This window comes from Botrimarina mediterranea, from assembly GCF_007753265.1.
Lineage (GTDB): Bacteria > Planctomycetota > Planctomycetia > Pirellulales > Lacipirellulaceae > Botrimarina > Botrimarina mediterranea.
Window position 1 is genome coordinate 4683423 of the sequence record NZ_CP036349.1, and the last position, 26408, is coordinate 4709830.

Consider the following 26408-nt stretch of genomic DNA (forward strand, 5'->3'; position numbering starts at 1 on the left):
CTGCCAGTGTTAATCAAAGGCTTGGCGATCAAGACGTCACGTCAAACGATAGGCAACGAGCCGGGGGCTAAGGCCCCGCGGCTAATAAGGGCTAGCCACCAAGATCAGCCGGCACGCCTTAGCGTCCGGTTCTTCGACTTACGACGATGGATGCAATATGCTCTCACGCTCCCGGCTCGCCACTGAACGCGCGGGGATCAGCGAATCGCTGTCACCGACGTCACCGAGGGTCGGTTTCACATCGTCGGCACTACGGACAGTGAGTGGCTAAAAACAAGCGGAAAGGCCACAAAAAGCCGACAAAAGCGGCCACCCCGCAGGCCCCGCAAAAAGGGCCCTTCTGTGCGTCAGAGGCCCGACCCCGGGGTAGACTCGCATGCCCCGCAAGGCGCCACAGGCGTGGACGCTAGGGCCCTTAGAATCGATGCTGTGGCTTACGCCTCCCACACCCCCGATTCGACCAGCTGCCGGGTCGCCGCCGGGGCCCAACCGCGGTTGGCGGCCGGGCTCGCCGGGCTCGGATGGAGGACCGTCGTCACCCGCACCGAGTCGCCCGCGACGCGCTTGAGGCACGCCTCGGCGTACTTGCCGACGCCGACCGCCCACTCGGGGTTGGTGACCTGTAGCAGTTCGGCCAAGTGCTTGTCGCATGCCGCGTCGAGCGGCTTGCGCTCCGACTTCGGAAGATGGTCGGGCGTGTGGTTCTTGCCGCTTTCGGTCATGAAGACCAGCGGGCAGTAGTTGGCGACGAAGTGTTCTTTGAAGAACTTGGCGGAGGTCCCGAAGCGCTCGCGGAAGAGTCCCCACAGTCGCTGGCCCGAGACCTCGCTGCGCTGGCAAGCAAAGCCCTCGATGGGGCGCTTGGGGTGTTCAGCGGCGGGCCGCTTCACGGTCTCTTCGATGCCGATCCAATCGCGCACCGACGCGACCTCGCCAAAGGGGACGCCCGTCTGCGCCATGCCCCACGGCCCAGGGTTCATCCCGAGGAACAACACCCGCACACCCTTGGGGTTCAGCCGCCGCAAGTAGGCCTCGTGCGGCTTCCAAGCGTAAGCGAGCGGGTTGTAGACATGCGTCACCGGCGCGTCGAACGACAAAGCGCTGGCGGCCTTCGACAATCGCTTCGCCGAACGAATCGCTTCTTCAACGATGGACACGATCGCCCTCCTTGGCGGCGAAGTCTGACGGACTAGCAATCGGAATTATTGAACCACGGATGACACGGATTTCACGGATTTCACGGATGGGTTGGACGCCGCATCATCCGTGCTATCCGTGTCATCCGTGGTTCTCTTCTTCTTTTTGATTCTACTTGAAGACAGGCCGTAGTCGGCGTGGTGCGCGTCATCGGCGTCTGGAGACGCCTCCCACAAGGAGAGGTAAGGCGGCTTCACTCAACGACGACGCCGTCGAGGCCCGGTTCGCTGGGTGGGAACTGCGGGTCCATCGCTTCGAGCGTGTCTTTGACGAGCTCGCTCACGATGAGATTGCGGTACCATTTGCGGTCCGAGGGGATGATGCGCCACGGGGCGTGCTCGGTGTTGCACTTCTCGAGGGCGTCCTCGTAAGCCTCCTGGTACTTTCCCCACAGCTTCCGTTCGGCGAGGTCGCCCGAGCTGAACTTCCAACGCTTGTCAGGGTTGTCGAGCCGCGCCTGCAGCCGCTCGCGTTGCTCCTCCTTGCTGACATGCAGGAAGCACTTCACCATGGTCACTCGACCCTCAACCAACAGCCTTTCGAACTCGTTGATCCGCTCATAGCGCCCCTTCCATTCATCCTCCGGAACGAGGTTGTGGACCCGCACCACGAGCACGTCTTCGTAGTGAGAACGATTGAAGATGCCGATCTCGCCGCGCCGCGGGACCGACTTGTGAATTCGCCACAGAAAGTCATGGTCGAGCTCTTCGGGGCTAGGCTGCTTGAACGACTGGATATGGAAGCTCTGCGGGTTGATCCCCGTCATCACGGTGCGGATGGTGCCGTCCTTGCCCGCCGTGTCCATCCCTTGCAGCACCAAGAGCAGCGCCCGCCGGTTCTCGGCGTAGAGCCGGTAAGCCAAGTCGCGCGAGCGCTCGGTGTTCTCTTTGATCCGCTCGTGCGCCGACTCCTTGGTCCAATCGCCCTCGACGTGGCGCGGATCGATATCGGCAAGTTTGATCTTCGAGCCGGGCTTGAAGGTGATGGGCTTGGGCATGAGCAAGGAGAGGCTAGAGGTAAGAGGCTAGAGGCTAGGGTAATCGGGTTGGCGGCGCATCCCTAGCCTCTCGCCTCCAAGCTCTACCCTCTTTTCCTCACTCCAACTCCGACCAAACCCGCGTCTCCCCCTCCGGACCGATCTCGACCCGGATCACGTTGGGTCGGCAGCAGACAGGGCAGTCTTCGACGTACTCCTGTACCCGCCCGGCGGAGAGGTCGATCGGCACGACGATTTCTTCGCCGCACTCGCCGCAGATGTAGGAGGTTTCGGGGGTCATAAGTGGAGAGGCTAGAGGCTAGCGACTTAAGGCTGGAGGTTTGTAGGAAGCACGACGAGCGATCGCCAACCGCATTCTAGCCTCTAGCCTCTAGCCTCAGTCCTCCGCCCGGCTGCCGTCGCCGCACATCTTTACCAGGCGGGGCTCGAAGCGGGCGAGCACATCGACAAGGTCTTGCTGCGCGGCCATTACGGCGTGGATGTCTTTGTAGACGCCCGGCACTTCGTCGGCGCCGGCGGCGAGGACCTCGACGCCGTCGGCAGCGAGCCGCTTCTGCTCGGCGCCGAAGCGGAAGGTGTCGTTCGCCTGGCGGCGGCTCATGCGACGTCCGGCCCCGTGCGACGCGCTCTTGAGGCTCGCCGCCACGCCGCGGCCACGGACAACGAACGCCGGCGTCCCCATCGAGCCGGGGATCACGCCGAGTTCGCCCGCCGCCGCCGGGGTGGCGCCCTTGCGATGCACGATCACCTCGCGTTCGCCACGGCCATCGGGGTTGTGCGTCTCTTTCCAGGCAAAGTTGTGGTGGTTCTCCACGCCGCCGACGACGTGGGCGCCGAGGAGCTTGGCGACGAGGCGATGGATCACCGCGTGGTTCGCCGCGGCGTACTCGCCCATCAGGTTCATCGCCGCCCAGTAAGCCTGCCCCTCTTCGGAGTCGAGCGACAGCCAACCCAAGCGACCAAACTCCGCGTAACGTTTCGGCAACAGGCGCTGCGCGATCTGGCTGTACGTGCTGCACACGGCCGCCCCGGCGCCGCGGCTGCCGCTGTGGCTGAGCAGCGCGACGTAGCGTCCCGGGTCGAGTCCAAGGTCATCCGAGCGTTCGTCAACGACCAGCTCGCCGAACTCAACGAAGTGATTGCCCGAGCCGCTCGTGCCGAGCTGTTTCCAGGCAGTGTCCTTCTTCTCGCGCGTAATGCGGGTGACATTCCAGTCGAGGTCCATCACGTCGTGCTGCTGCCGCGGCGTGTGCTCGACGCCGACGCCGAAGCGCGTCCCCTTCTCAAGCGATTCGCGGTAGGCGTTGCGACGCGTCGCAAGCGACTCGACCGGCATGTCGAGCACCGACAGCTTCATGCGACAAGCGATGTCCACGCCGACCGCGTAGGGGATGACCGCGTTCTCGCAAGCGAGCACGCCGCCGATCGGCAGGCCGTAGCCGATATGCGCGTCGGGCATCAGCGCAGCGCCGACCGCCGACGGGACCCGACACGCCGCGCGCATCTGGTCGTGCGCGCCGGGATCGATGGCGTCTTCCGCCGTTGGGCACTCCCAAGCCGTGTAGTGAACCGGCGGCCGATCGGGTTCGCCCACGCGTTCGTCGTGGTGCTCCTTCAGCGCCGCGGCGAAGTCGGCCCACACGGGGTCGGCCGCGAACGCGTCGGCGTCCGCAAGCAGCGCCGTGATCGACTCCTTCGCGCGTTTCCCCTTGAGGCCGAAGCCGGTTCCCTTCTCCGCCGCGGTCGAGAGACAGCGGATGGCGACGGGCACGCACGCCGGCGGGACGCCGAGTTTTTCGAGTTGCTTGCGGTTCATAATGGAATGATAAGGAAGGTCCCGAACCGGGGGCTGAGGCCCCGCGGCTGATAAGCCTCCGCGCCCCTAGCGACCCGCCAACCGATTCACCGGCGTGATCGAGAATTGTGTGGAACGGGTGAAGACCCCCACCAACTACCGAGGGTTCGCCAACCCTGCTAGTGCGACCGCTGAGAGTTGCCGGCGCCGCGAACTCAAGCAGCCGGCGCCGAAATCCTGAGCTTTTGCGCGAACTTTTTGGCGATAGCAGCGTCAGAAACTCTGTGGATCGACGTTTCTTCCGGAGAAATCTCTGATGCCTCCGAAGGGGACGCCGATTAAGCTAGAGGCATCGAGGTCGTGCTAACGCGGCGCGACAAACGAAAGGGCCCCGCGGGAGTGTCTCTGGCATTCACGCCCGCTCGGCCGGCACCAGTAAGAAGGAGGTGGTACCTTGACCGACTGTTTCCCTAGCCAGCCCGGTGGTCTGGCCTGAAGCGACCGGCGGGTCGCTGATGCGACCACCACCTGCTTCGACACACTAGGGACTTGATCACCCCATGTGTGCTCAAAGCATGTAATTGAAAAAGCCCGGCCCCGTCGCCGTGACGGGGCCGGGCTTGTTTTTTGGCGGTCTCGACGTGGCTACGCCACGATCTCGCTACGCCTAGCGCCGCTGTTGGATCACCGCAGCTTAGCGGCGATTAGGCTTGCTACGCGTTCGTAGGCGCTACACCCACTTGCGTAGGGCCTGCTGTTCGAGTCTCTTGCGGCGCATGAGCCCCGCAGACGATCCGCTAGAGTTGCAGCAGTCGCTCGTTGAGAGCGCGCTCCCCCTGGTGTTTGAAGCCTACGACGAGGCCGTGGAGGCGGGCGTCGCCGCGCCGATTGTTGTGCTGGTCGATTGCGAAGACGAGCTGGGCGGCGAGATCGCCCGCGGTTGGCTCGGCGATGACGCCATCGACGACGCCATCGCTGCGCAGGTTGCCTCCGAGGATGCGCCGGACGAAGGCGACCCGACGACCGTTTTCGCTAGGGCGATCGCCTGGGACGACGCCCGCGATGACTTGGCGGCGGCTTTCCCGTATTTGAAGCCGATTCTCGACGGCAGGCCCCCAGAGGATGGGGTTTTCGTGGTGGGCGTCACCGCTGGTGGGGCCTCGGCCTTGACGGCGCCTTGGGACGCCCGGCCGTAAAGCGGCCCACGCTGGCGGCCCTTTACCCCCTCTTTGCTGGGCATTTTCCTAGACATCGTTTGGGGTCGGACGCGCTCTCTCGTTAAGCTAGAGGTTTGTCGCCTCAGCCCCCCCACGGGTACGGAACGGAGAAAGGCATGCCGGCTGCGCGTCCCTGTTACAAGAACCTACTCGTCGCCACGACGGGGTTTATCGCGGTGATCGCCTTGGGGCTGTTCGCCGACGATCGTGCTTTGGCGCAGCCGCCGGGGGTGGTGATTCAGGGGCAACCGTTCCGTGGCGGTCGCCCCCCGGGCATGGCCATGCCATCCGGCGCTCAACCCGGCCAGCCCCCCGGCGATCAATCGAAGTCCGACGACAAGGACAAGAAGGAAGAAGGGGAGAAGAAGGACGACGACAAAGATAAGAAAGACGAAGAAAAGAAGGACGGCGCCGTCAAACGCCCCGACGAGCCGCCCAAGCCCGCCGACCCGCGCGAGCTCGACGCCAAGCCCGACGCCAGCGGCCGGATCACGTTCTCGTTCAACGGCCAGTCGTGGGCCGACGTGCTGCAATGGCTGGCGAACGTTAGCGAGTTGTCGCTCGACTGGCGCGAGCTGCCGAGCGATTACCTCAACCTCACGACGCAGCGCTCGTATACGCTCGACGAGGCGCGGGACCTGATCAACCGCCACCTGCAAGCACGCGGCTACGCGCTGCTCTTATCGGGCGAGGTGCTCAGCGTCGTGAAGCTCGACGCGGTCGATCCGAGCCTCGTGCCCCGCGTCACCGAGGAAGACCTCTACGACCTGTTGCCGCACGACTTGGTGAAGCTGTCGATCGAGCTCCCCGAGGGCCTCGACGTCACGAAGGCCGTCGAGGACGTAAAGCAGGCGCTGAGCCCCAACGCCAAGGTGCTGCCGCTCGCCGCGACGAAGCGGCTGCTGATGATCGACACCGTGGCCAACCTGCGGATGGTCAGCGCGCTGCTCAACGCCGAGCGGCTGGCGGTCGAGGGGCGCGCTGTGCCGCGGGAGTTCGTGCTGCAGTACGTCCAAGCGGCGTCGGTGATCGACACGCTGTATGTGGTGCTGGGACTCGACCCCAACAGCCGGCCGAGCCAGATGGAGTTGCAGATGCAGCAGCAGAAGATGCAGCTGATGCAGCAGTTAGCGCAGCGCGGCAAGGACGTGACGCAGATGCTCAAGAAGGATGGGCCGCCGGTCTACCTCGCTTACAACCGCCAGCGGAACAGCGTCCTCGTCAACGCCCCCGAAGCCGAGATGCGGGTCATCGAACGCACCATCAAGGCGCTCGACATCCCCGTCGGCGGCGCCGCCGCGGCAGACGACGACGGCCCGATGGTGCGGACGCTCGAGCAGTACCGCCTCAAGACGATCAGCCCCGACGCCGTGATCACCACACTCGAAGAGATCGGCAACCTCAGCCCCCGCGCCGAGCTACGCGGCGACTCCGACAGCAAGACGATCTTCGCCCGTGCATCAGACGCGGACCACGAGAAGATCGCAGAACTGATCGAACAGCTGGACGGATCCGAGACGCAAGTCGAAGTCTTCTGGCTCCGCCGCTTGCCGGCCGAGGCGGTCGCAGGGTCCATCCAGTCATTGATCATCGAGAAGCCGAAGAAGAAAGACAACAACAACGATTACCCGTTCTATGTCTTTGGCGGCCGCCGCAACCAAGAGCCCGAGGAGCCCGAGACGCTGCTCCGTGTCGACGCCGACATCGAGAACAACCGGCTCATCGCCCGTGGCACGCCGCAGCAACTTGATGAGGTGCGCGACCTCCTGGTCAAGCTCGGCGAACCGCTCGGCGAAGGGGGCGACAACCGCCGGGTCCGCGTGTTTGACGCGCTGGACCCCGACGAGACACAACGCCTCCTGGATCAGATCAAAGCGGCGTGGCCCGCCGTCGGCGGCGGCACGGAACTCGTCATCCCACCGGCGCCGGAAGAAGACGCACCGGCCGATGACGATAACGACGGTGATGACGACGATGACGACGATGACAAGGAGGAGCCGACGCGCGGTACGGTTGCCGTCGTGACCAACCCGACCCCCTTCCGTCTGCTCACCACAACGACCGGGAGCAAACCTACGGACGCCGAGCCAACGCAGCAATCCAAGCGTGACGCCGAAGCGTCTGACGATTCATCGCCGGTCACCGTGCAAGTCGATCAGCGGGGCCGACTGGTAATCGCATCGGACGACACCGCGGCGCTGGACCGGTTGCAGGAGCTCGTCGAAGACTTGGCGCCGGAGCCCGCGAAGTACGAGGTGTTCCACGTCAAGAACCGCACCCCGGACGACATCGTCTACAACCTCGAGACCTACTTCAAAGACTTTCTCGCCGAGGACGATGACGAGCCGATCCTTGACTGGTGGGGACGCATGCGCGGCGGCAACAGCGACAAAGAACCCGAGCCTGTGCGACTCTCGCGGCGGAAGCCGCTGCGGTTCCTGGCGGATGACTGGAGCAGTTCGATCCTGGTGGCTAACGCCACCGCGGCGCAGCTGGAAGAGATGGAACGGCTGATCAATGCTTGGGACCGCCAGCCAGTGAACGACCGCATCCTCACCCGCCGCACCGCGACGGTGAAGCTGCGGTTCTCTAAAGCGTCGGTGGTGGTCTCGGCGTTGAAGGACGTCTATCGCGACCTCCTCAGCAAGGGCGACCGCGAGTTCGACACCGAGGAGGAAAAGGCTAGCGGCACGAGCCTGCGTTACCTGACGCGGATCCAGCATGCAGCGGGCGACCCCACCGAGCCGGCCGGCATCCCCTTCGGCGGCGTCTTGTCGCTCGGTTCGGACGACGCGGCGAACGTGGTGATCGTCTCGGCGCGGAGCGAGGTCTTCGACAGCGTGCTGGAGACGATCGAGGACATCGACCAACAGGCGCGACCGACGACGACCGTCCAGGTGGTCCAGCTCGAAGGGGGGCTCGCCAGCAACGAACTGCGGCAAGCGCTCTCTCGCGCGCTCACCGGCGAAGGCGCCGCGTCGGCGGGGAACAACAATGACCGCGACCGCCGAGGGGGCGATAGCCGTCGGGGGCGTGATCGTGGCCGCGGTCGCGGCCGCGGTCGAGATTGAGGTTAATCACCACAACGGAATCGACGACCACGACGGATCAATAGCGGGACAGTGTTGCCCCGTCGAAGAGTACGTCGTGTCCGTCGTGGTTCACTTCTTGCAGAGCTCGATCACGGCTCCCACGGCCGCACCGCACTCCCCCACACAGTTCCCGGCTTGTTGTGGTAGGGGATCGGCCGGGCCCGGGCTTGCGCGACCGCCCGCGGGTCGGCCAGGACCGGCCGTGCCGTGCCGCCGCTGGCGTCGGCGATCGCTTGCAGGACCTGGGCGTGCTGCGGCGTCCTTGCGCCCATGCCGAGCGTGTGGATCGGGAAGTCCCACGACTCCGCGGCGGTCATCCGTTCGATGACGCGCGGGCTGCGGATATCGCCGTCGGTAAGCAAGAAGACCACGTCGGGCTTCAGACCCACCGCGAAGTCCATCGCGTCGAGGAGGCGCCCGCCGAGGCACATCTCGACAGTGCGGAGCCACTTCATCGCCGCCTTCTTGTTCTCCTGCGTTGCTGGCAGGGTCTCCATGACGCTCTTGGGGTAGAACATCGGGTACGCTTGGTCGCTGAAGAACACGACGTAGAACTCCTGGCTCTGTGAGAGCCGACGGATGGACGCGGCCAGCTCGAGGATCGTCATCTGCATGCGGCCGTGCTGCATGCTGCCGGAGTTATCGACGACGAAGACGATGCGCTGGGCCTCGGCTTCGGCGCCGAAGAAGCTGACCTTGCCGGGGCCGCCGCCGGGGCGGGGGCTGCCGCCCGCGGCTGAGGCTTCAGCCTCGCCCTCCCCATCGGCCTGGCCTGTGTCGGTGGAATCGCCGCCGCCGGGGACGGCGGCCATCAGGCTCTCGGCGGAGACGCTCAGCGTTTGCCCGAGCAGGCTGACGTTCGATAACTCAGCCGAGAACTGGGCGGGTTCGACGAGCGACTCCAGCTCAAGATTCGCTGAGAGGTCGGCGACCTGCTCGGCGGGAGCTTCGGCCTCCGCTTCGGTCGGCGCCTCAAAACTCGTAAGCGTCACCTCGCTAGAGATATCTTCCCACGAGTCGCTGTCGTCGAACGTGGCGGTGAGGGTGAAGCCTTGCTCGCCGAAGGTGGCGAACGTGAACATCGCGAAGAGGGTTAGCATCGCGCTGTGAGCCGCCAGGCTCGTCGCCCACGGCGGGCGGCTCTGGACCCAGGCGAGCCAAGTCTTGGGCCGGCGGCGGCGTTTGGGACGGCGGGCCGATTTGAGCTTCGCGGTGACGCTCTTGGGGGCCGCTTGCTTGGGGGCGGTGCTTTTTGAAGCGATACGTTTCGGCGGTTTGCTCCGGGGGCTGACGCTTCCCGGCTCGCATGAAGTTGGTTTGGGCGGGGGCGTCTTTCGTGACGCAAGACTCGGCGATAGTGTCGGTTTGTGGGAGGCGTCTCCCGACGCCGATTTCAGCTTCTTGGCCGCTACGGTTGGCAGCGCGTCATCGGGGTCAGGAGACCCCTCCCACAGCGGCTGCGCCGCCGCTTTAGGCTGCTCTTTCGTCCGGTCTTCCGGCGGGCTCTCACCGATCTCGGCTAGCAGCCGCCGGGCCGCCGCTTCTTCGCCGGCGGCGATCAGGCGGGCGACCTCCGCACGGCGGCGACGCCACTCGGCTTGCGAGAGCTTTTCGAGCCGGCGGGCTTCGTCGAGTCGTGTCGGGGTTTTGCCTGACGGCGATCGGGTAGGCATGGCGTTGAGCGCGCGGAAGGGTTCGTTGCAACGACCTCCTCAGTTCCGCGTGGCACGCTAATTTGCCGCAGGGGCCTGCTCCAGAAAAAAGGGCGAAAGCCGGGTTTGGGGGAGTGACAGCAGTTTGTCACCCAAGCGACAGACTCCGTTATCGCCGGGTCTTAGCCGTGGGCGGAAGCCCTCGGTGGACGGCGGGTATCAGGGCTCTACCGAGGGCTACCGCCCACGGCTAACGCCTACTCAGTTGCCGAGCTTGGCGAGGGCCCGATCGATGCGCGCCAGGCGGCGGTCGTGGCCGAGCAGCTCGAGCGTCTCGAACATGCCGAAGCCGACCGCTTTGCCGGTCGTCGCGACGCGGAGGGCGTGGATGATCTGGCCGATGCCGATGCCCTGGGCTTCGCAGAACGCCTTGAGGCCCGCTTCGAGGTCGGCGGCGCTGGCGTCGGGGGTCTTTGCCAATTCGTCGCGGTACTTGGCGAGCAGCGGCCCGGCGGCGGCGTCTTTCACCAGCCGCTTCTGCCACGCCTTCTCGTCGTAGGTGAGCTGGTCGTCGGCGGTGAAGAAGTCGTCGTAGTCGAGGATGTCGCCGTAGACCTTAATGCGGTCGCCGGCGGCCGCGACGATCCCCGCCACCACAGGCCCGACGTCGCACGCCGGCGGGTCGGTCACCAGCCGCGCCGTCTTGAGCATCTCGACAGAGCGCGCCGTCTTCTGCTTCGCGGGGACCTGCTGCATCGCGCGGTCTTGGAAGGCCGTCAGCTTCGCTGGGTCGAAGCTCGCCGGCGCCTTGTTGACGCGGTCGAGCGTGAAATGCTCAATCATCTCGGCGCGGGTGAACTCTTCGCGCGAATCATCGAGCGACCAACCCAAGAGCAAGAGGTAGTTGAGGATCGCGTCGGGGAGGAACCCGATCTGTTCGTAGAAATCGACGATCACCGGGTTGAACGTCTCGGCCGACGTTTCTAGCCCGAGGCGTCCCGCGATCTGCTGGCCCTTCTCGTTGAGGGCGGCGAAGTCGCGGTTCTTCAGGTACTTGTCGAGCTTCCGCTTGCTGAGCTTGTTCTTGCTCCCCGGCTCGGCGACGTACGGCAGGTGCGCAAACTCCGGCGGCGTGTAGCCGAGCGACTGGGCGATGAACACCTGCCGCGGCGTGTTGGAGAGGTGCTCCTCGGCGCGGATCACGTGGCTGATGCGCATCAGCTCGTCGTCGACCACCGACGCCAAGTGATAGATAGGCGAGCCGTCCGCGCGCTGGATAACGTGGTCCTGTTCGCGGGCCCAGTCGAAGCGGACCTCGCCGCGCACCAGGTCCTTGAGGACGAGCGTCCCCTCGCGCGGCATCAGGAGTCGCACCACCGCCTCACGGCCTTCGGCCTCGAAGCGTGCGCGGTCGGCGTCGGTCTCGGCCCGCCACTTACGACTGTAGACGAACGCCTCGCCCGCCTTCTCGGCGGCTTCGCGCTCGGCCTGGACCTCTTCGGGGCGGGCGTAGTCGCGGTACGCGGCGCCCGAGGCGATCAGCCGCTCGACAGCGTCGGTGTAATGCTCGAAGCGCTGCGACTGGAAGTAGGGGCCGTGATCGCCCTTGGACGCTTTGTCGGCGCCTTCAACGGGCCCTTCGTCCCAATCGAGGCCGAGCCACTCGAAGCCGTGCAGGATCGGCGCGAGCGCCGCCTCGACGTTGCGCTGCTGGTCGGTGTCGTCGACGCGGAGCAGGAACTGGCCCCCGTGCTGACGGGCGAACAGCCAGTTGAACAGCGCCGTGCGGACGCCGCCGATGTGCAGGAAGCCGGTCGGGCTGGGGGCGAAGCGGGTGCGGACGGTCATCGGCATCGGAGAGAGGGTCGGACGGGCGCGAAGCGGCAAGCCGCTAAGGTACCCGGCGGACCGGCCCGGCTCCTACCCACCGACGACCTCCAACCCGGTCACGCAGCCCGACGCTGCTTCTCACGCCGCAGGGCCTTGCGTTCGGCCTTGGTGCGCTTGCGCATCTGCGGGGCTTCGTCGTCGTAGCTCTCTTCGAAGTCCTCGGCGCCGCTGACCCAGCGGCTGGAATCGGGGGCCGTTTCTTCCGCCAGCTTGGGGCGGGACAATTCGCGTTTGGATTTCCTCATGGCGCTACCCTTGCCGGACGCCGGTTCCTCTTCGTTTTCGGATTTGTAAACAGCTGTCGAATGCTTCTTCAGGGCGGCCGATTGGCGGACCGGCTCGTCGTGGGATGCTTCTTGTTCGGGAGTGTCGTCGAGTTCCAAGGCAGAGGCCTTCACGGCCTCGCTGGGCTTCTTGACGACGACCGGTGGCGCGACTTCGCCGTGGGTCTCACGGACGATGCGCCGCGCGTAAGCGAGCAGCATGCCTAGCGTCGTCACCGCGGCCGCGGTCGTGGAGATGGCGCCGATCACCGTTGGCGTCAGCGCGGGGCCGAGCGAGGGCACAAAGCCCGCTGACGAAGCCAACGCGACAACGACCGCCCCGCCCGTGGCGCCGGCGAACGTCGCGGCGGCGGGGCATTCGCGGACTTCCATCACGGTCCAGACCGCGGCGCCCAAAGCGAGCAGTCCGCCGGGGATCAGTTTCCACATCAGGTCGCCGCCGATCGGCGAGAACCCGGTGACCGAAGCGGCCTGCGAAGCAAAGGCGGTCCCGGCGTGCGTCGCCGAGCAGAGACTCATGCCTGTCGCGACGGCGGCGGCGAACAGCCACCAGCGGTACGAGCCGCGCAGGTCGCTGGTCCGGTGCCGACGCATGCCGAACAGCACCACGCACTGCCCGGCGACGGCGAGCCACAGGCACGCCTCCCACCAAGCGGCGAGCGAGCCGGGGCGTTCGGGGTTCAGCAGCAAGGCGAGCGAGGAATCAGCCGCCGCTGTCGTCGCGCCGACGCCGCTCATCCAACCCACCAGAGCCGTCGCGCCGAGCAGTCCGGCCATCAGGGTGGTGAGCGCCATCGGCGTGCGGGGCAGCACCCGTGACGCCAACGCGAAGCTTGCGCTGTCGGATGGGGGCGTGTATCGGACTTGGACGCCGGCGGGCTGGTCACCGTCGACGACGGTTGTTGGGGCGGAGGCCCCTTCATGGAGCAAGCGGCGACGTCGACCGGTGCGGGTCGAAGAGGTCATGCGGCGATCCCTCGCACGTGACGGCAATCAAGGCCTTGGCGACGCACAAGACGGCGCCGTGGCGGAATAGGAAGGACGGGCTCCCTGCCCGGCAATTGGATTTTCGGTCAGCGGCGGCGGCGGCGTGAGGCGATCCCTCGACGCCGGCGCCAGCGAGTCCTACGCGGTCCGGTTGTGCCGATTAGGCCGGGCTTGGTTGCGGATCGGCGCGACGATCCTTCGCAAGAGGCGTAACGAACCGAGACCCCCCGAGAGCGTGACCTAGCCTTTAGCGTCCCGATCCCTGCGCTAGCTCGGTCCCCAATGTCTTCCACCGCCCTGCCCATCGATAACGCTCCCGCTGCTAGCGTGGGCCAGGGCGCCAGCGAGCATTCGCCCGCGGGCCCCGACATCGGCTCGCTGTTGCGGTCCGTCGATGCCGCGGCCGTCTCGCACGGCAAGAGCAGTCCCGAGCAACGCGCCGCTGGCGCCGCCGAGCAGCACCGCCTCGTTGAAGGCCGGCTCGGCATGGCCTCGTCTCTGTTTACTGCGCTGCGCTGCAAGCACCCGAGTACGGCCGACCACAGCCTGCGAGTCGCCATCAGCTGTAGCGCCTGGGCCGCGGCGCTGGAGATGCCCGACAAGCTCCGCACGCACCTCGAAGCGGCGGCCCTGCTGCACGACGTCGGCAAGATCGGCGTCCCCGACATCGTCCTCAATAAACCCGGCCGGCTCACCGACATCGAGCTTGAGATCATCGATTCCAGCCGCGAAGCCTCGCGGCACATCCTCTGGGCGGCCGGCGCGCCGGACGAGATCGTCGAGGGCGTCGCCGCGGCGTCGGCCTGGTTCGATGGCACGCACCGCAGCGTCTCGCTAAAGGGCGACCAGACGCCGTTCGTCGCGCGGATGATCGCCATTGTCGACGCGTTCGATTCGATGACGACCGACCAGGTCTATCGCCCCGCGCGGTCGCGGGAACGGGCGATCGCCACCCTCTACGAACAAGCTGGCACGCAGTTCGACCCCGACCTCGTGCAGAGCTTCTGCGACCTGTTCACGCAGGACCAGAGCCAACTGGAGGCCGACGTTTCCGCCCGCTGGCTTGGGAGTGTCTCCGGCATCCGCATGCCGTGGAAGCACACGCACCGCGAATCGGTAACTCCGACCGAAGCCGCGCCCGTGGGCGAGGGAGACCTGTTCACCGCGAAGCTGATCGACAACATGCACGACGCGGTCGTGTTCATCGACAGCCAGCGGGTGATCACCCAATGGAACACGGGCGCCGAGAAACTCACCGGCGTCGGCGCGTCGGCCGCTTTGGGCAAAGCCCTGACGCCGTCGCTCTTGGACATGGCCAGCTCGAGCGGCAACCTGATCGACGACATCGCCTGCCCCATCAAGAAGGCCCTCAGCGACGGCCTCCAGGCGCTGGAACGGATCAGTGTGATGGGCCGCAACGGCCAGAGTGTCACGGTCGATATGCACATCATCCCGGTGAGCAGCACGGGTCGGCCCGGACACTTTGTCGGCGCGGCGGTGATGATGCATGACGTGTCGAGCGAGGCGTCGCTCGAAGAGCGTTGCCAAGCGTTGCACGCCGAGATGACCAAAGACCCGATGACGCAAGTCGCCAACCGGGGCGAGTTCGATCGGATGCTGGCCGCGTTCGTCGAGGCGCACCTCGACACCGACTTGCGGTGCAGCCTGATCATGGCCGACATCGACCACTTCAAGAGCATCAACGACACGTTCGGCCATCAGGCGGGCGACGAGGCGATCATGACGTTCGCCAACCTGATGAAGTCGATGTGCCGCGCGGGCGACCTCGTGGCGCGCTACGGCGGCGAGGAGTTCGCGATCCTCTGCGCGGACTGCAATAACGCCACCGCCGCCAAACGCGCCGACGCGATCCGCAAGAAACTCTCCGAGACGCCCCACTCGTATCTCGGGGGCAAGCAGATCACCGCCAGCTTTGGCGTCACCGAGTTGCAGCCGGGCGACACGCCCGAAACCCTCCTCCGCCGCTCCGATCGGGCCCTGCTGCAGGCCAAGGATCAGGGGCGCAATCAAGTCGTTCAACTGGGTGACGGCATGCAGACCGACAATGCGTCCAAGGCGGGTTGGGGGGGAATCGGCAAATGGTTTCTCGGCTCGATCACCGGAGGCAGCGGCGCCCTGATCGAGACGCGCCTCGTGACCAACGTGCCGATCGAACTCGCCGTCGATAAGCTCCGCGGCTTCATCGCCGACCGTGACGCCGAGATCGTCAAGACGAGCGAGAACTACATCCGTCTTATCACGGAAGAGGCCGCCGCCGGCGGCAACCGCCGCGACGCCGACCAGGCGATCAGCTTCGTCGTCGAGATCGAGCTCACGCAGACCCACATCGAGCGTGTGAACAACTCGGGCCTCGCCGCGGGCAAGTACGTCCACACTTACGCCAATGTAAAAATCCAACCCCGCCGCGACCGCGATCGCTCAAAGGCCAAGGTTGTCGACCGCGCCCGCAAGCTGCTCAGCAGCCTGCAGGCGTACCTGATGGCGAAGGAAGCGACCGTCGAGTCCGAGCCCACGACCTAGCCGCCCCATCGAGCACGATGCCCTACACGACGGAACCCACTGGACTGCGCCTCGCCCGGCAATCGACGCTTGCGGCTGTCGCTGAGGCCGCGCTCGACGAGGCGTTCGCAACGGTGTCCGTCCCCGAACGGCGCCGCGATGCGGGACACGCCACTCGGGAAACGCTCACGGAGACGGCCCAGCTAGCCGAAACCCTGCGCGAGCAACTCTCCTCGCTCGACGCCCAGCGCCGGCATCTGGCCCAGTTGCTTGAGGGAATGGGCGCGTAATCTTCAGGCGAGCTGGGAGCGTCCGCGACTGGAGTTGCGCCACAGTTGAGTCGCCCGGTCGTTCAACTCCGGTCGCTGACGCTCCCGGCTCGCCGTCTATCGCTAAGTGAGCTCGGCTGTCGGGGCCAAACTCATACCCACGGTCCGCACAGCGGACCCTACGCGCTGGCGCGGGGATTGCGTTAGGCTCAGGGACATGGCCCCACGCTCTGGCGGGGGTTCTTTACTCGCCCCCAACTGGCCGCCGCTCGCTCAGGGCGCCCGGCCTGCAACCATCCCGATCATAGGAGTCTCGCCACTATGGCTTACACCCTCCCGGACCTGCCGTACGCCTTCGACGCGCTCGAGCCCCACATCGACGCGAAGACGATGGAGATCCATCACGACAAGCACCACGCCGCTTACGTGACGAAGGTCAACGCCGCCCTCGAAGGCGCCGGCGTTGCCGAGCAGTCGATCGAGGACCTCTGCCGCAACATCAACTCGGTTCCCGAGAACATCCGCACCGCGGTCCGCAACAACGGCGGCGGCCACGCCAACCACTCGCTGTTCTGGGTCACGCTCAGCGGCTCGGGCGGCGGCAAGCCCTCGGGCGACCTTGCCTCGGCGATCGACGCCGAGCTGGGCGGCTTCGACAAGTTCAAGGAAGACTTCGCCGCCGCCGCCGCCAACCGCTTCGGCAGCGGCTGGGCTTGGCTGAGCGTCGCGAAGGACGGCAAGCTCCAAGTCGAAAGCACCCCGAACCAGGACAACCCCTACATGGACGGCCGCACGCCGATCCTGGGCCTGGACGTGTGGGAGCACGCCTACTACCTGAAGTACCAAAACAAGCGCCCCGACTACATCACCGCGTTCTGGAACGTGGTGGATTGGGCGAAGGTCGCGGAGCTATACAAGGCGGCGAAGGGCTGAGTTGCTGAGGGGTTAGGGGCATAGGGACGGGGCACTAGGGAACGCGCAAGCGGGGCTCGATCTCTACGCAGTTCTTTGCCTTGTATTGGTTATCAACACGCATTTAGCCCCCGGTCATTCGACCGGGGGCTAATTTTTTGCCCACAGTAATCCGCCGTTGACTCCCCCCGCGGCCTCTCACTAAGGTCCCGCCGCGCAAGCGTGCGCGGTTTTTTCGCTCCAGTCGGCGGGTTTGGCTCAATCGCTACGCCCCGAACTGCCGAGCGAACAAGGATAAGCCGCGTACCCGCGCGCCGCCGTTACGACCCACCTGGCCGCTTTCCACCGCCAGCTATGAACACCATCGCACGTTTCGCCCCCGTGGCCCTGGCCGTCCTCGCCGCCGCTAGCACCGGATGCAAGTCGGGTGGTGGTTCGCGTTGGGCCTGGAACCCGTGGTCGAAGCCCGCCGCCGAGGCCGAGGCTCTCGCCGCAACCGACGCCCAGCTCCCATCCAGTGGCGCGACGCCGCAGGTCGAGACGCTCGGCGCCAAGGCCGCACCGACCGCCGTCGCAACGTCCACCAAGACAACACCGCCGGCGCTTGAGGGCGTCGCGCCGAAGTTCGAGGCCGTCGCCGCCGCTGCGCCGACGCCGACCATCAATAAGCCGGCGCCAACTTCGCCGAACTGGTCGCCGTACCCAACCTCGCCGTCGTCGAACCCGGCAGGCGCTGCTGCAAAGACGATTGCCTCGACGCCCGTAACGCCCGCCGCGGCCAAGAGCGCCGCGCCCGCCGGGACTTCCGGCCCGTACAACCCTAATGGCTACAAGCCGCAAGTCGCCGCCGCTACGACCGCCGCCGGGGAGGACCGCTACGGCATCACGCCGACGACGCCCCTCCCGGACCTGAAGTCCAACGCAACCACGACGGCTCAGACCGCTCAGCAGGCGGCGGATCGTTACGCGGCTTCGACCGCGGCGGCTGCGTCGAACTGGTTCGACGCGGTCGATTCGTCCGCTCCGGCGAAGGCGATGGCTTCCGCGGCGGAGAAATCGCCGACCGCTGCGTCTCCGTTCCCGACGACTTCGCCGACCAGCACGGCGCCGACCGCAACGTCGACGTACCCCTCAACAGGAAGCGTCGCCACGGCGGCCCCGGCGGCGAGCCCCTACCCGTCCACGTCATCGGCGGCGTCGCCGTACCCGACGACGGTCGGGGCCCTGCCGCCTGCGACGACGCCGATCGCCTCGACGACGCCAGCCGAGAATGGTTCGGTGATCAAGCTGACCTCGGCGCCCGGTGGATACCGTCCCGGCGGCACCAGCACCTACCCGACCTCGGTGAGCGTGGCGACGCGGCCGACCGAATCGACAACCAAGCCCGAGGCGCCGGCTTCGACGACGCCTTCGCGGTATTGAGAGTGCTTGGGTGGCGCGGGCCGCTCCGCTTCCTTGCTCCGCTTTCCTTACGGGCGCGGCTCAAGCAGCTGGATTACCAGCCCATCACCATGTTGGACTCGATGGCCTTGCGGGCTTGATCGAGGTCGACGCCCTTCTCGTGCATGAAGAGGCGGATGGCGTGGACCTTGTCCCCCTCGGCCTTGGCGAGACATTCGCGCGCGGTCGTGCACGGGTCGAGCTTCCCTTTGGTCGTTATGCCTAGGGCGGCCTTCGAGATCACCCAGGTGTCGCGGGGCCGCTTGATGAGCCGGAGGATCTCTTCGTTGGGATAACTCTCGGCGACGACCGCACGGGCCGCGTCGGTGTCCTCGGCCCACATGATCATGATGTGGCCACGGGTCTCGACTTCGTACAGGGGCATTTCGCGGGTCGCTCCTCGGCTGCGGTGGGGCCTGACGCCTGATTGTTCCTACGAGCGATCGTAGGGAACCGGCGGAGGGGGCGTCAACGCGCGGGGGTTGCAATAGAGGTTGGATTGCGGGCGTAAGCGTGTTCTGGGGCAACTCCGGGCGCTAACGCGTTCCAGCTCACCGCCCAACGCATGGCTCGCCAAAAGAGGGGCAAGGAGCCGGAACGCGTTGGCGCCCGGAGTTGCCTCACCAAACCGCCCGCCATCCCAAGAGAACCGCCCCTCACGCCGCCAATACCGCCAACCACCCCGCACTTTCACTCGTTGACACCCCACCGCCTGCCCCCTTACCTTATGGGGCTCGCAACCAACCACCCCCTCAAATACTGGGTCCTCCGCCTCTGGCGGGCTCCCACCCCCGAATCGCCGGGCGAATCCGATGGCCGTTCCCAAGCGTAAGCAGTCCAACTCCCGCACCGGCAAGCGCCGCGCGCACGACTTCCTCAAGGCCCGTGAGCTGCAGGCCTGCCCGCGTTGCGGCGCCGCCAAGCCCTCGCACGTCGTCTGCGGCAACTGCGGCCACTACATGGGCCGGACGGTCGTCGAGGTCGAGTGATCGCCCCAGCGATCGTTGACCGTCCGTCGAGCGTCCCCGCCGGGCGACGCTGCGGCTAGCCGTTGGGCCCTGCTTGGGCCCGCGTCGGTCGTGACCCACGTTAATACGCGAAGAGTTCCAGTCGATCCCCCCCAACGGCAGCCAATAACCGTCTCGCCCTGTCGGGCTAAGCCGCAAGCGGTCGAGTCGGAGGCGCCGTGTCCTCTAGCGGCGCCCCCCGTGAGGCGTTCCGATGGCCCAGCCTGCCTTTTTGTTTCCCGGTCAAGGCGCCCAGAGCGTCGGCATGGCGGGCGCCCTCTGTGACGAGGTCCCCGCGGCCCGTGAGCTCTTCGACCGCGCTGCGGAGCAGCTCGGCTTCGACCTGCTGAAGCTCTGCGTCGAAGGCCCCGCCGAGCAGCTCGACGCCACCGTCAACAGCCAGCCGGCCCTCTACGTGGCGAGCCTGGCGGCCCTCGAGAAGCTCAAGCGGGACGACCCGGCGACCGTCGAAGCCTGTGTCGCCACCGCGGGCCTAAGCCTCGGCGAGTACACGGCCCTCTGCTTCGCCGAGGCGTTGTCGTTCGAGGATGGCTTGAAAGTGGTCGCCGAACGCGGCGCCGCGATGCAGGACGCTGCTGAGGCCGTTCCTAGCGGCATGGTGAGCGTCCTGGGCCTGGAGGTTCCGCAAGTCGAGGAGCTGTGCGACCAATGCCGCGGCGGCGAGACGCTGCAAGTCGCCAACTTGCTCTGCCCCGGCAACACGGTTGTGTCCGGCACTACGGCAGCTTGCGAGCGGATCGCCGAGGCGGCCGAGAAGGCGGGCGCCATGAAAGTGATTCCCCTAGCCGTTGCCGGGGCGTTCCACACGCCGCTGATGCAGCCCGCCGTCGAACGCCTGTCGGCCGTGCTCGACGAAGTCGAGCTGGTGACGCCCCGCGTGCCGGTGGTGTCGAACGTCGACGCCCGGGCCCACAACGATCCCAACGAGATCCGCTCGCTGCTGGTGAAGCAGGTGGTGAGCCCCGTTCTCTGGGAGAAGAGCCTCCGCCAGATGATCGACGGCGGCGTAGACAGCTTCTATGAGATCGGCCCAGGCCGCGTGCTGCGGGGCCTGCTGAAGCGGATCGACCGGAAGTTCCCGAGTGAGGGAGTAGAAGCATAAAGAGGCGCTAGTTTTGAGTCGCTAGACGCTGGTTCTCGCTTGGACTCCAACAACTAGCGCCCAGCGCCTCCCAACTAGCGCCCCCATAAGCCCCTAACCCCTGTCCCCTCCCCAATGCCCAGCCGCATCAACGCCGATCTCACCGACCAAGTCGCCATCGTCACCGGCGCCTCGCGCGGCATCGGCAAGGCGATCGCCCTGCGGCTGGCGGCCGCGGGGGCCAAGGTCGCCTGCGTCGCCCGCAGCGCCGACAAGCTCGCCGAGACGGTCGCAGAGATCACCGCCGGCGGCGGCACAGCCGAGGCGATTCCCTGCGACGTAGCCGACTCGGACGCCGCCACGAAGCTCGTGGAGGGCGTCGCCGAGAAGTGGGGCCGCGTCGATGTGATGGTCAACAACGCCGGCATCACCCGCGACACGCTGCTGCCGCGGATGAGCGACGACGACTGGGACTCGGTCATCGCCACCAACCTGCGGAGCGTCTTCCTGTTCACCCGCGCCGCCACGGGCCCGATGATGCGGGCTAAGAAGGGGCGCATCATCAATATCAGCAGCACGTCGGGCCTCCGCGGCAATGAGGCCCAGTGCAACTACTCCGCGTCGAAGGCGGGCGTCATCGGCTTCACGCAGACCGTAGCCCGCGAACTCGCCAGCAAGCGGCGTCAGATTACCGTCAACGCGATCTGCCCAGGCTTTATCGCCACGGACATGACGGCCGCCCTCAAAGAGGCCGCCGGCGAAGAGGCCGTCATGGAGCGGATCAAGGCCGTCGTCCCGCTGCAACGCCAGGGCGAAGCCGAAGAAGTCGCCGACGCGGTCCTGTTCCTCGCCAGCGACTCCGCCGCCTACATCACGGGCCAAACCCTGGTGATCGACGGAGGAATGACCTGCTAGGCCGCCTGACTGCGGCAGGGACGAGGGGTTAGGGACGAGGGACGAGGGAAAAATTGAAGCATCCTGCTTCCCCTCGTCCCCCGTCCCTAGCCCCTAACCCCTGGGCATAAGCCCCATCCCACCTTGACCCGCTTTGCGGAGACCTTCTATTTTGTGACGCTTCGCATGACTGCGAAGGCTTTGACAGCGTCGGTGCGATGCATAGGTCGCTGCCCCCCCGGCAGCGGCTTAGAGAACGCCCCTCAAATAGGCCCACCCCCACCATGGCTGGCGGCGTCCGCCTCGCCCCATGGGGAAATCTGACAACCAGGCGACAGTAAGGAGAGTGACCGTGGCAAGCGTGCTGGAACGCGTGACGGAGATCGTGTCCGAGCAACTCGGCGTCGATAAGGACAAGATCACGCCAGAGACCTCGTTCGTGACCGACCTGGGCGCCGACTCGCTCGACACGGTCGAGTTGGTCATGGAACTCGAGGAAGAGTTCGACATCAACATCCCCGACGACGCCGCCGAGAAGATCCAGACCGTGGGTCAAGCGGTGGCGTTCATCGAAAAGGAACAGGGCGGCGAGTGATCTCGCCCGCTGCGTATTATTGAGAACCACGCCGCCCGCGCGCCACGCCGCTCGCGGGCGGTTTCTCTAGTGAGATCGTCGTTGGCGACCGCCGATTGCGGTGGGTACGCCAGAGGAGCTATGCGAAGAATGAGTCGCCGCGTCGTCGTCACCGGACTGGGAGTCGTCACTTCACTCGCGCGCAAGGTCGAGGCCCTGTGGTCCGGCCTGCTCGAGGGGCAGAGCGGCATCCACCCCTTCAAGAACATCGACGTCAGCGACATGAAGGTCACCTTCGCTGGCGAGATCCAAGACTGGGACATGGAGGGCTACGTCAGCCGCAAGGACGCCGGCCGGATCGAGCTGTTCACGCAGTTCGCGATGGTCGCGGCGATCGACGCGGTGACCGACTCGGGCCTCGACTTCGCGAAGGAAGACCCCTTCCGCTGCGGCGTCGTGATCGGCTCGGGCGTCGGCGGCATCAACGAGATCGAGCTCCAGACCGGCCGCCTGCTGCTCAAGGGCCCCGACAAGGTCTCGGCCTTCACGATCCCCAAGCTGATGCTCAACGCGGCCAGCGGCCACGTGTCGATCCACTACGGCCTAAAGGGCCCGAACTTCGCCGTCGCGACCGCGTGCGCCAGCGCCACCAACGCAATGGGGAGCGCCTTCAAGCTCATCCAACGCGGCGCGGCCGACATGGTGATTACCGGCGGCGCCGAGGCGGCGTGCTCGCGGATGGCGCTGGCGGGCTTCGCCAACATGCGGGCCCTCAGCGAACGCAACGACGCTCCCACCAAGGCGAGCCGCCCGTTCGACACCGACCGTGACGGCTTCGTCCTTTCCGAGGGCGCCGGCGCGTTGGTGTTCGAAGAGTACGAGCACGCCAAGGCCCGCGGCGCGCGGATCTATGGCGAGGTGCTCGGCTACGGCGCGTCGGGCGACGGCGGCCATATCACGCAGCCCAATCCCGAGGGCGAGGGCGCCGGCCGCGCGATGTCCGAGGCCCTCAAGGACGGCGGCCTCAACCCCGACGCCATCGATTACATCAACGCCCACGGCACCAGCACGCCGCTCGGCGACAAGGCCGAGACCGTCGCCATCAAGCGCGTCTTCGGCGACCACGCCTACAAGCTCAGCGTCTCGAGCACCAAGAGCCAACTCGGCCACTCCCTGGGCGCGAGTGGCGGCATCGAGGCGGTCGCGTCGCTCAAGGCGATCCAGAACAGCGTCTGCCCGCCGACGATCAATCTCGAAAACCCTGACCCGGCGTGCGATCTCGACTACACGCCCAATGTCCCCAAGCAGCGCCCGATCCGCGCCGCGATGAGCAACAGCTTCGGCTTCGGCGGCCACAACGCGACGATCATCTTCGGCCAAGCCCCGTAGAGCGGGCGTCGCCGCAGCGTCTGAGCCGGGGGCGTTAGCCCTCGGTGGGCAGCGCAACCCGCGCCTCACACCGAGGGCTCGCGCCCCCGGCTCAGAGGTTCACTAGGGGCGTGACGGTGACAGAAGGCTGTCACCGACAGTGGCGGCGTCCCGTGAAAATGCCGCATGAATGGTTGGGATTCGGTTTGATGGGTAATTAGAGTGCAGGGCCTGCCAGCCCTAAGCACCCAAACCCCGCAAACCACCCATGTCGCGATCTTGGTTGTTTGCCTTCGCCTCGCTATCGGTATCCCTCATCGCCGCGGCGGCTAGCGCCCAGACGCGTTCCTGGGATGCGGTCGCCAATGGCCTCTGGAACACGCCCGCCAGTTGGTCGCCGGCCGACGTGCCGGACACGGCCGCCGAGTCGGCGACGTTCGACCTCTTCGGGACCTACACCGTCACGCTCGACGGCTCGACCGGCCCGGTGGCGATCAACCACCTGAACGTCGTCCGCGGCGGCGTGACGCTACGGCCCAACGGCCTCGCCGACGCGACCATCTCCGCCGTGGGGAACGTTTCGCTCGCTGGAGACGTGACACTGGCGGAAATCGTCGGCACACACCTCCACCTCCAGGCCCAGGGCGCCCTGTCGGTGGTGGCAGGCACGCAGGTCGATGTCGAGGGCGGTTCCCTTGCGGCGTCGTCCACGACAATCGCCGGTGGAACGGCCACCGACTCGACCGTCGTTGTCCTCGACGATGGCGCAACGGGCGACTTCGGCTCACTAGTGATCGCTCCCTCGGGAAGCCTCATCAGCCGAGCGGGCCTGGATCTTTACGACGGTTCGAGCGCCACGGTGCACGGTTTGTCGATCGCCGCCGCCGCCGCGTCGGGCGTGGGCGAACTCAACGTCAAAGGCTCGACGCTGACGCAACCCGCTGCGAGCACGACCACCGTCGGCGCGGTCAACAGCGTCACCGACGCGCGCGGAGCGCTCACCGTTTCGACGGGGGGCGTGATGCAGCTCGGGTCTGTCGTGGTGAACCCCACAGGTCTGTTGATTAACGACCGCAGCTCGCTGAGCGTCGCCGGCCCGAGCTTCACCGTCCACGGCGGCAAGTACGTCGAGAGCGGCGCCGCGATGCGCAACTTCACTGCGGCGACGAACCTACGCATCGAAGCGGGCGGCGAGATGTCGCTGGCCGGCGCGCCGCTCACCATCCCTGCCCATCAGACCGTCACGGTGCTCGACGGAGTCCTCCGATCGTCGGGCGGTATCTCGATCGAAGGCGGTGCCCTTGCCATCGGCGCCGGCGCGTCGGTGATCGGCGACGTCTCTTGGGAGAGCGAGGCGCGACTCGTCGTTGATTTCGACTCCGGCGAAGAGGTCGCCGCTCTTTACGTCAACGGCGTCGCCTCGCTTGGCGGGACGCTCGACTTCGAGTCGCTCGGTTCGATGGCAATCGACCTCGAGGAAGGCGTCAGCCTCCCGCTGCTAACCGCCAGCTCGCTCATCGGCGAGTTCGACGCCTTAATGGGACCGGCGCTCGCTAGCGGGCTTGATTGGAGCTTCGAGCAGACCCCGACCTCGCTGGTGGCGACAGTGATCGCTGCCCCACTCGACGGTGATTACAACGACGATGGCCTCGTCAACGCCGCGGATTACACCGTCTGGCGGGACAGCGTCGCCGCGGGCGCGCCGGTCGGCTCGCACGCCGAGTGGGCCGCCAATTACGGGGCGACCGCTGCCGGGGCCGTTGTCTCCGTGCCAGAGCCCGGCCTATCAGCGGTCGCCGTGGCCCTCCTCGGGGGGGCGGTCCGCCGGCGGCTGCGCTAATCGATGGTGGCGCTAATCGATGGTGGCGCCAACCTATGGTGGCGCCAACCGATTAAGGGAGTTAGTTGCTGAATCTCGACCCGGACCGTAGCCTGATACTTGTTCGATGCCGGCAAATCGGCGTCGCTACTCGTCAGCGGGAACAGGCGGATGAAGCCCCTACTTCGGTCCTTTGCGAGCGCGACGACGCTCGCCGCGGTGCTCTTGGTCGCCGCGGCGGCCCCGGCGGCCAGCATCGTGCTCGACTACACCTACGCGGGTGGGTCGTTCTTCAGCACCGCTACCGCCAACGGCGTGAAGGCCCGCTCGTCGGTGCAAGCCGCGGCGGACTACTTCTCGACGATCCTCACCGATTCGCTCCCGCAGGTCAGCAGGCCCAGCAACTACATCAGCACCCCTCCGGGCGGCGGGACGCCGCTGACCTACAGCTGGACCTGGCAAGCCCGCTTCGATAACCCGTCCTCCGGGAACGAGGTCCTAATCTCGAACCCGACCATCCCGGCCGATGAGTTCCGAGTGTACGTCGGCGCCCGCGACTTGCCGGGCTCAACGCTCGGCGTCGGCGGCCCCGGCGACTTTACCTCCAGCAGCGGGGGCAGCTTGTACACGCCCGAACAACAGGCCGAAATCCAAGCGATCAGCGCCGACTTCTCCGAGCTCCTCAACAACCGCAGCCAGGGCGCTGGCAATTTCGGAGCCTGGGGCGGAATGCTCTCGTTCGACACCACTTCCAACTGGAACTACGACCACACGATTTCCCCCACCGGTGGGCAGAACGACCTCTACTCCGTGGCGCTGCACGAGATCGCTCACGCCCTGGGAATGGGGACGTCGAACGAATGGAACGCGTTGGTGTCGGGGGGGAAGTTCACCGGCCCGAACGCCTACGCCGCCAACGGCAACTCGCAACCTTCCGTCACGGGGGGCCACTGGGCCAACGGCACCACGAGCACCGTCTTCGGCAGCTCCACCAGCCAAGAGGCGGCGATGGACCCTACCATCACCACCGGCACCCGGAAGTTCTGGACGACGCTCGACGCCGCTGGCCTGGCGGACATCGGCTGGGACGTCGAGGCCCCCGGCCTTCCGGGCGATTACAACTCCGACAACCTCGTCGACGCCGCCGACTACACCGTGTGGCGTGACAGCGTCGCCAGCGGCGGCGTCATTGGCAGTTACGCCGAGTGGTCCGTCAACTACGGCCGCTCCGCCGCCGCTAGCGGTCTGGCGGTCCCCGAGCCGACAACCGGCGTGCTGCTGATTATCGGGGCGTGCTGGGGCGCCGTTGGGATGCGGAGAAAGTCGGTCATTTAGCCCCCGGACCCGCCATTTAGCCCCCGGTCATTGACCGGGGCCTAAGTGCGATGGCGT

The 26408-nt window shown here is 66.4% G+C and carries 21 protein-coding genes; 13 read left to right on the top strand and 8 right to left on the bottom strand.

The window, feature by feature from the left end:
* Positions 1–434: 434 nt before the first annotated feature.
* From Spa11_RS18010 to Spa11_RS18025, 4 genes are all read right to left on the bottom strand, one after another.
* Complete coding sequence (locus Spa11_RS18010) at positions 435–1157, bottom strand: uracil-DNA glycosylase family protein (RefSeq protein WP_231933028.1); 723 nt, start codon at positions 1155–1157, stop codon at positions 435–437.
* 233 nt (positions 1158–1390) lie between these two features.
* The gene (locus tag Spa11_RS18015; protein ID WP_145114794.1) at positions 1391–2194 is read right to left on the bottom strand and encodes a polyphosphate kinase 2 family protein; all 804 of its coding nucleotides are present in this window, start codon (positions 2192–2194) and stop codon (positions 1391–1393) included.
* A gap of 97 nt (positions 2195–2291) precedes the next feature.
* Positions 2292–2474 (bottom strand): CPXCG motif-containing cysteine-rich protein, encoded by a 183-nt coding sequence (locus tag Spa11_RS18020; RefSeq protein ID WP_145114797.1) that lies wholly within the window; start codon positions 2472–2474, stop codon positions 2292–2294.
* Positions 2475–2570: 96 nt separating this feature from the next.
* The gene (locus tag Spa11_RS18025; RefSeq protein WP_145114799.1) at positions 2571–4010 is read right to left on the bottom strand and encodes an RtcB family protein; all 1440 of its coding nucleotides are present in this window, start codon (positions 4008–4010) and stop codon (positions 2571–2573) included.
* 755 nt (positions 4011–4765) lie between these two features.
* Between Spa11_RS18025 and Spa11_RS18030 the strand changes: the two genes are divergently transcribed.
* Entirely contained in the window at positions 4766–5185 is a 420-nt protein-coding gene (locus Spa11_RS18030; RefSeq protein ID WP_145114801.1) for a hypothetical protein, read from the top strand.
* A 137-nt stretch (positions 5186–5322) separates the two neighbouring features.
* Positions 5323–8277 (top strand): secretin N-terminal domain-containing protein, encoded by a 2955-nt coding sequence (locus tag Spa11_RS18035; RefSeq protein WP_145114803.1) that lies wholly within the window; start codon positions 5323–5325, stop codon positions 8275–8277.
* Between the two features lie 110 nt (positions 8278–8387).
* Here the strand turns inward: Spa11_RS18035 and Spa11_RS18040 are convergent, their stop codons facing one another.
* The 3 genes from Spa11_RS18040 to Spa11_RS18050 all read right to left on the bottom strand — a co-directional run bounded on the left by Spa11_RS18040 (position 8388) and on the right by Spa11_RS18050 (position 13090).
* Positions 8388–9971 carry a VWA domain-containing protein gene (locus Spa11_RS18040; RefSeq protein ID WP_145114805.1) on the bottom strand — a complete coding sequence of 528 codons (1584 nt, stop codon included), beginning with the start codon at positions 9969–9971 and terminating at the stop codon, positions 8388–8390.
* 240 nt (positions 9972–10211) lie between these two features.
* Positions 10212–11798, bottom strand: a complete 1587-nt coding sequence (gene gltX / locus Spa11_RS18045) for a glutamate--tRNA ligase (protein ID WP_145114807.1) — start codon at positions 11796–11798, stop codon at positions 10212–10214.
* Between the two features lie 98 nt (positions 11799–11896).
* Positions 11897–13090, bottom strand: a complete 1194-nt coding sequence (locus Spa11_RS18050) for a hypothetical protein (RefSeq protein ID WP_145114810.1) — start codon at positions 13088–13090, stop codon at positions 11897–11899.
* 303 nt (positions 13091–13393) lie between these two features.
* Between Spa11_RS18050 and Spa11_RS18055 the strand changes: the two genes are divergently transcribed.
* The 4 genes from Spa11_RS18055 (at position 13394) to Spa11_RS18070 (ending at position 18234) form a co-directional block, all read left to right on the top strand.
* Positions 13394–15652, top strand: coding sequence for a diguanylate cyclase domain-containing protein (locus Spa11_RS18055; RefSeq protein WP_145114812.1), 2259 nt, complete (start codon positions 13394–13396; stop codon positions 15650–15652).
* A gap of 17 nt (positions 15653–15669) precedes the next feature.
* A complete protein-coding gene (locus Spa11_RS18060) occupies positions 15670–15921 on the top strand; it encodes a hypothetical protein (RefSeq protein WP_145114814.1) in 252 nt (83 codons plus the stop codon).
* Between the two features lie 300 nt (positions 15922–16221).
* Entirely contained in the window at positions 16222–16833 is a 612-nt protein-coding gene (locus Spa11_RS18065; RefSeq protein ID WP_145114816.1) for a superoxide dismutase, read from the top strand.
* Between the two features lie 333 nt (positions 16834–17166).
* Positions 17167–18234, top strand: a complete 1068-nt coding sequence (locus Spa11_RS18070; protein ID WP_145114818.1) for a hypothetical protein — start codon at positions 17167–17169, stop codon at positions 18232–18234.
* 73 nt (positions 18235–18307) lie between these two features.
* Here the strand turns inward: Spa11_RS18070 and Spa11_RS18075 are convergent, their stop codons facing one another.
* Positions 18308–18637, bottom strand: coding sequence for a DUF6793 family protein (locus Spa11_RS18075; RefSeq protein ID WP_145114820.1), 330 nt, complete (start codon positions 18635–18637; stop codon positions 18308–18310).
* 427 nt (positions 18638–19064) lie between these two features.
* Here Spa11_RS18075 and rpmF point away from each other — a divergent pair, with 427 nt between their 5' ends.
* The 7 genes from rpmF (at position 19065) to Spa11_RS18110 (ending at position 26351) form a co-directional block, all read left to right on the top strand.
* A complete protein-coding gene (rpmF, locus tag Spa11_RS18080; protein WP_145114822.1) occupies positions 19065–19241 on the top strand; it encodes a 50S ribosomal protein L32 in 177 nt (58 codons plus the stop codon).
* 232 nt (positions 19242–19473) lie between these two features.
* Complete coding sequence (gene fabD / locus Spa11_RS18085) at positions 19474–20382, top strand: ACP S-malonyltransferase (protein WP_145114824.1); 909 nt, start codon at positions 19474–19476, stop codon at positions 20380–20382.
* 114 nt (positions 20383–20496) lie between these two features.
* Positions 20497–21276, top strand: coding sequence for a 3-oxoacyl-[acyl-carrier-protein] reductase (gene fabG / locus Spa11_RS18090; protein WP_145114826.1), 780 nt, complete (start codon positions 20497–20499; stop codon positions 21274–21276).
* Positions 21277–21607: 331 nt separating this feature from the next.
* Complete coding sequence (locus Spa11_RS18095) at positions 21608–21850, top strand: acyl carrier protein (protein WP_145114828.1); 243 nt, start codon at positions 21608–21610, stop codon at positions 21848–21850.
* 129 nt (positions 21851–21979) lie between these two features.
* Positions 21980–23218 (top strand): beta-ketoacyl-ACP synthase II, encoded by a 1239-nt coding sequence (gene fabF, locus Spa11_RS18100; RefSeq protein WP_145114830.1) that lies wholly within the window; start codon positions 21980–21982, stop codon positions 23216–23218.
* 247 nt (positions 23219–23465) lie between these two features.
* Positions 23466–25037: a hypothetical protein gene (locus Spa11_RS18105; protein ID WP_145114832.1), complete on the top strand. Its 1572-nt coding sequence runs from the start codon at positions 23466–23468 to the stop codon at positions 25035–25037.
* Between the two features lie 150 nt (positions 25038–25187).
* Positions 25188–26351 (top strand): matrixin family metalloprotease, encoded by a 1164-nt coding sequence (locus Spa11_RS18110; protein ID WP_145114834.1) that lies wholly within the window; start codon positions 25188–25190, stop codon positions 26349–26351.
* The last annotated feature ends 57 nt before the right edge of the window (positions 26352–26408 follow it).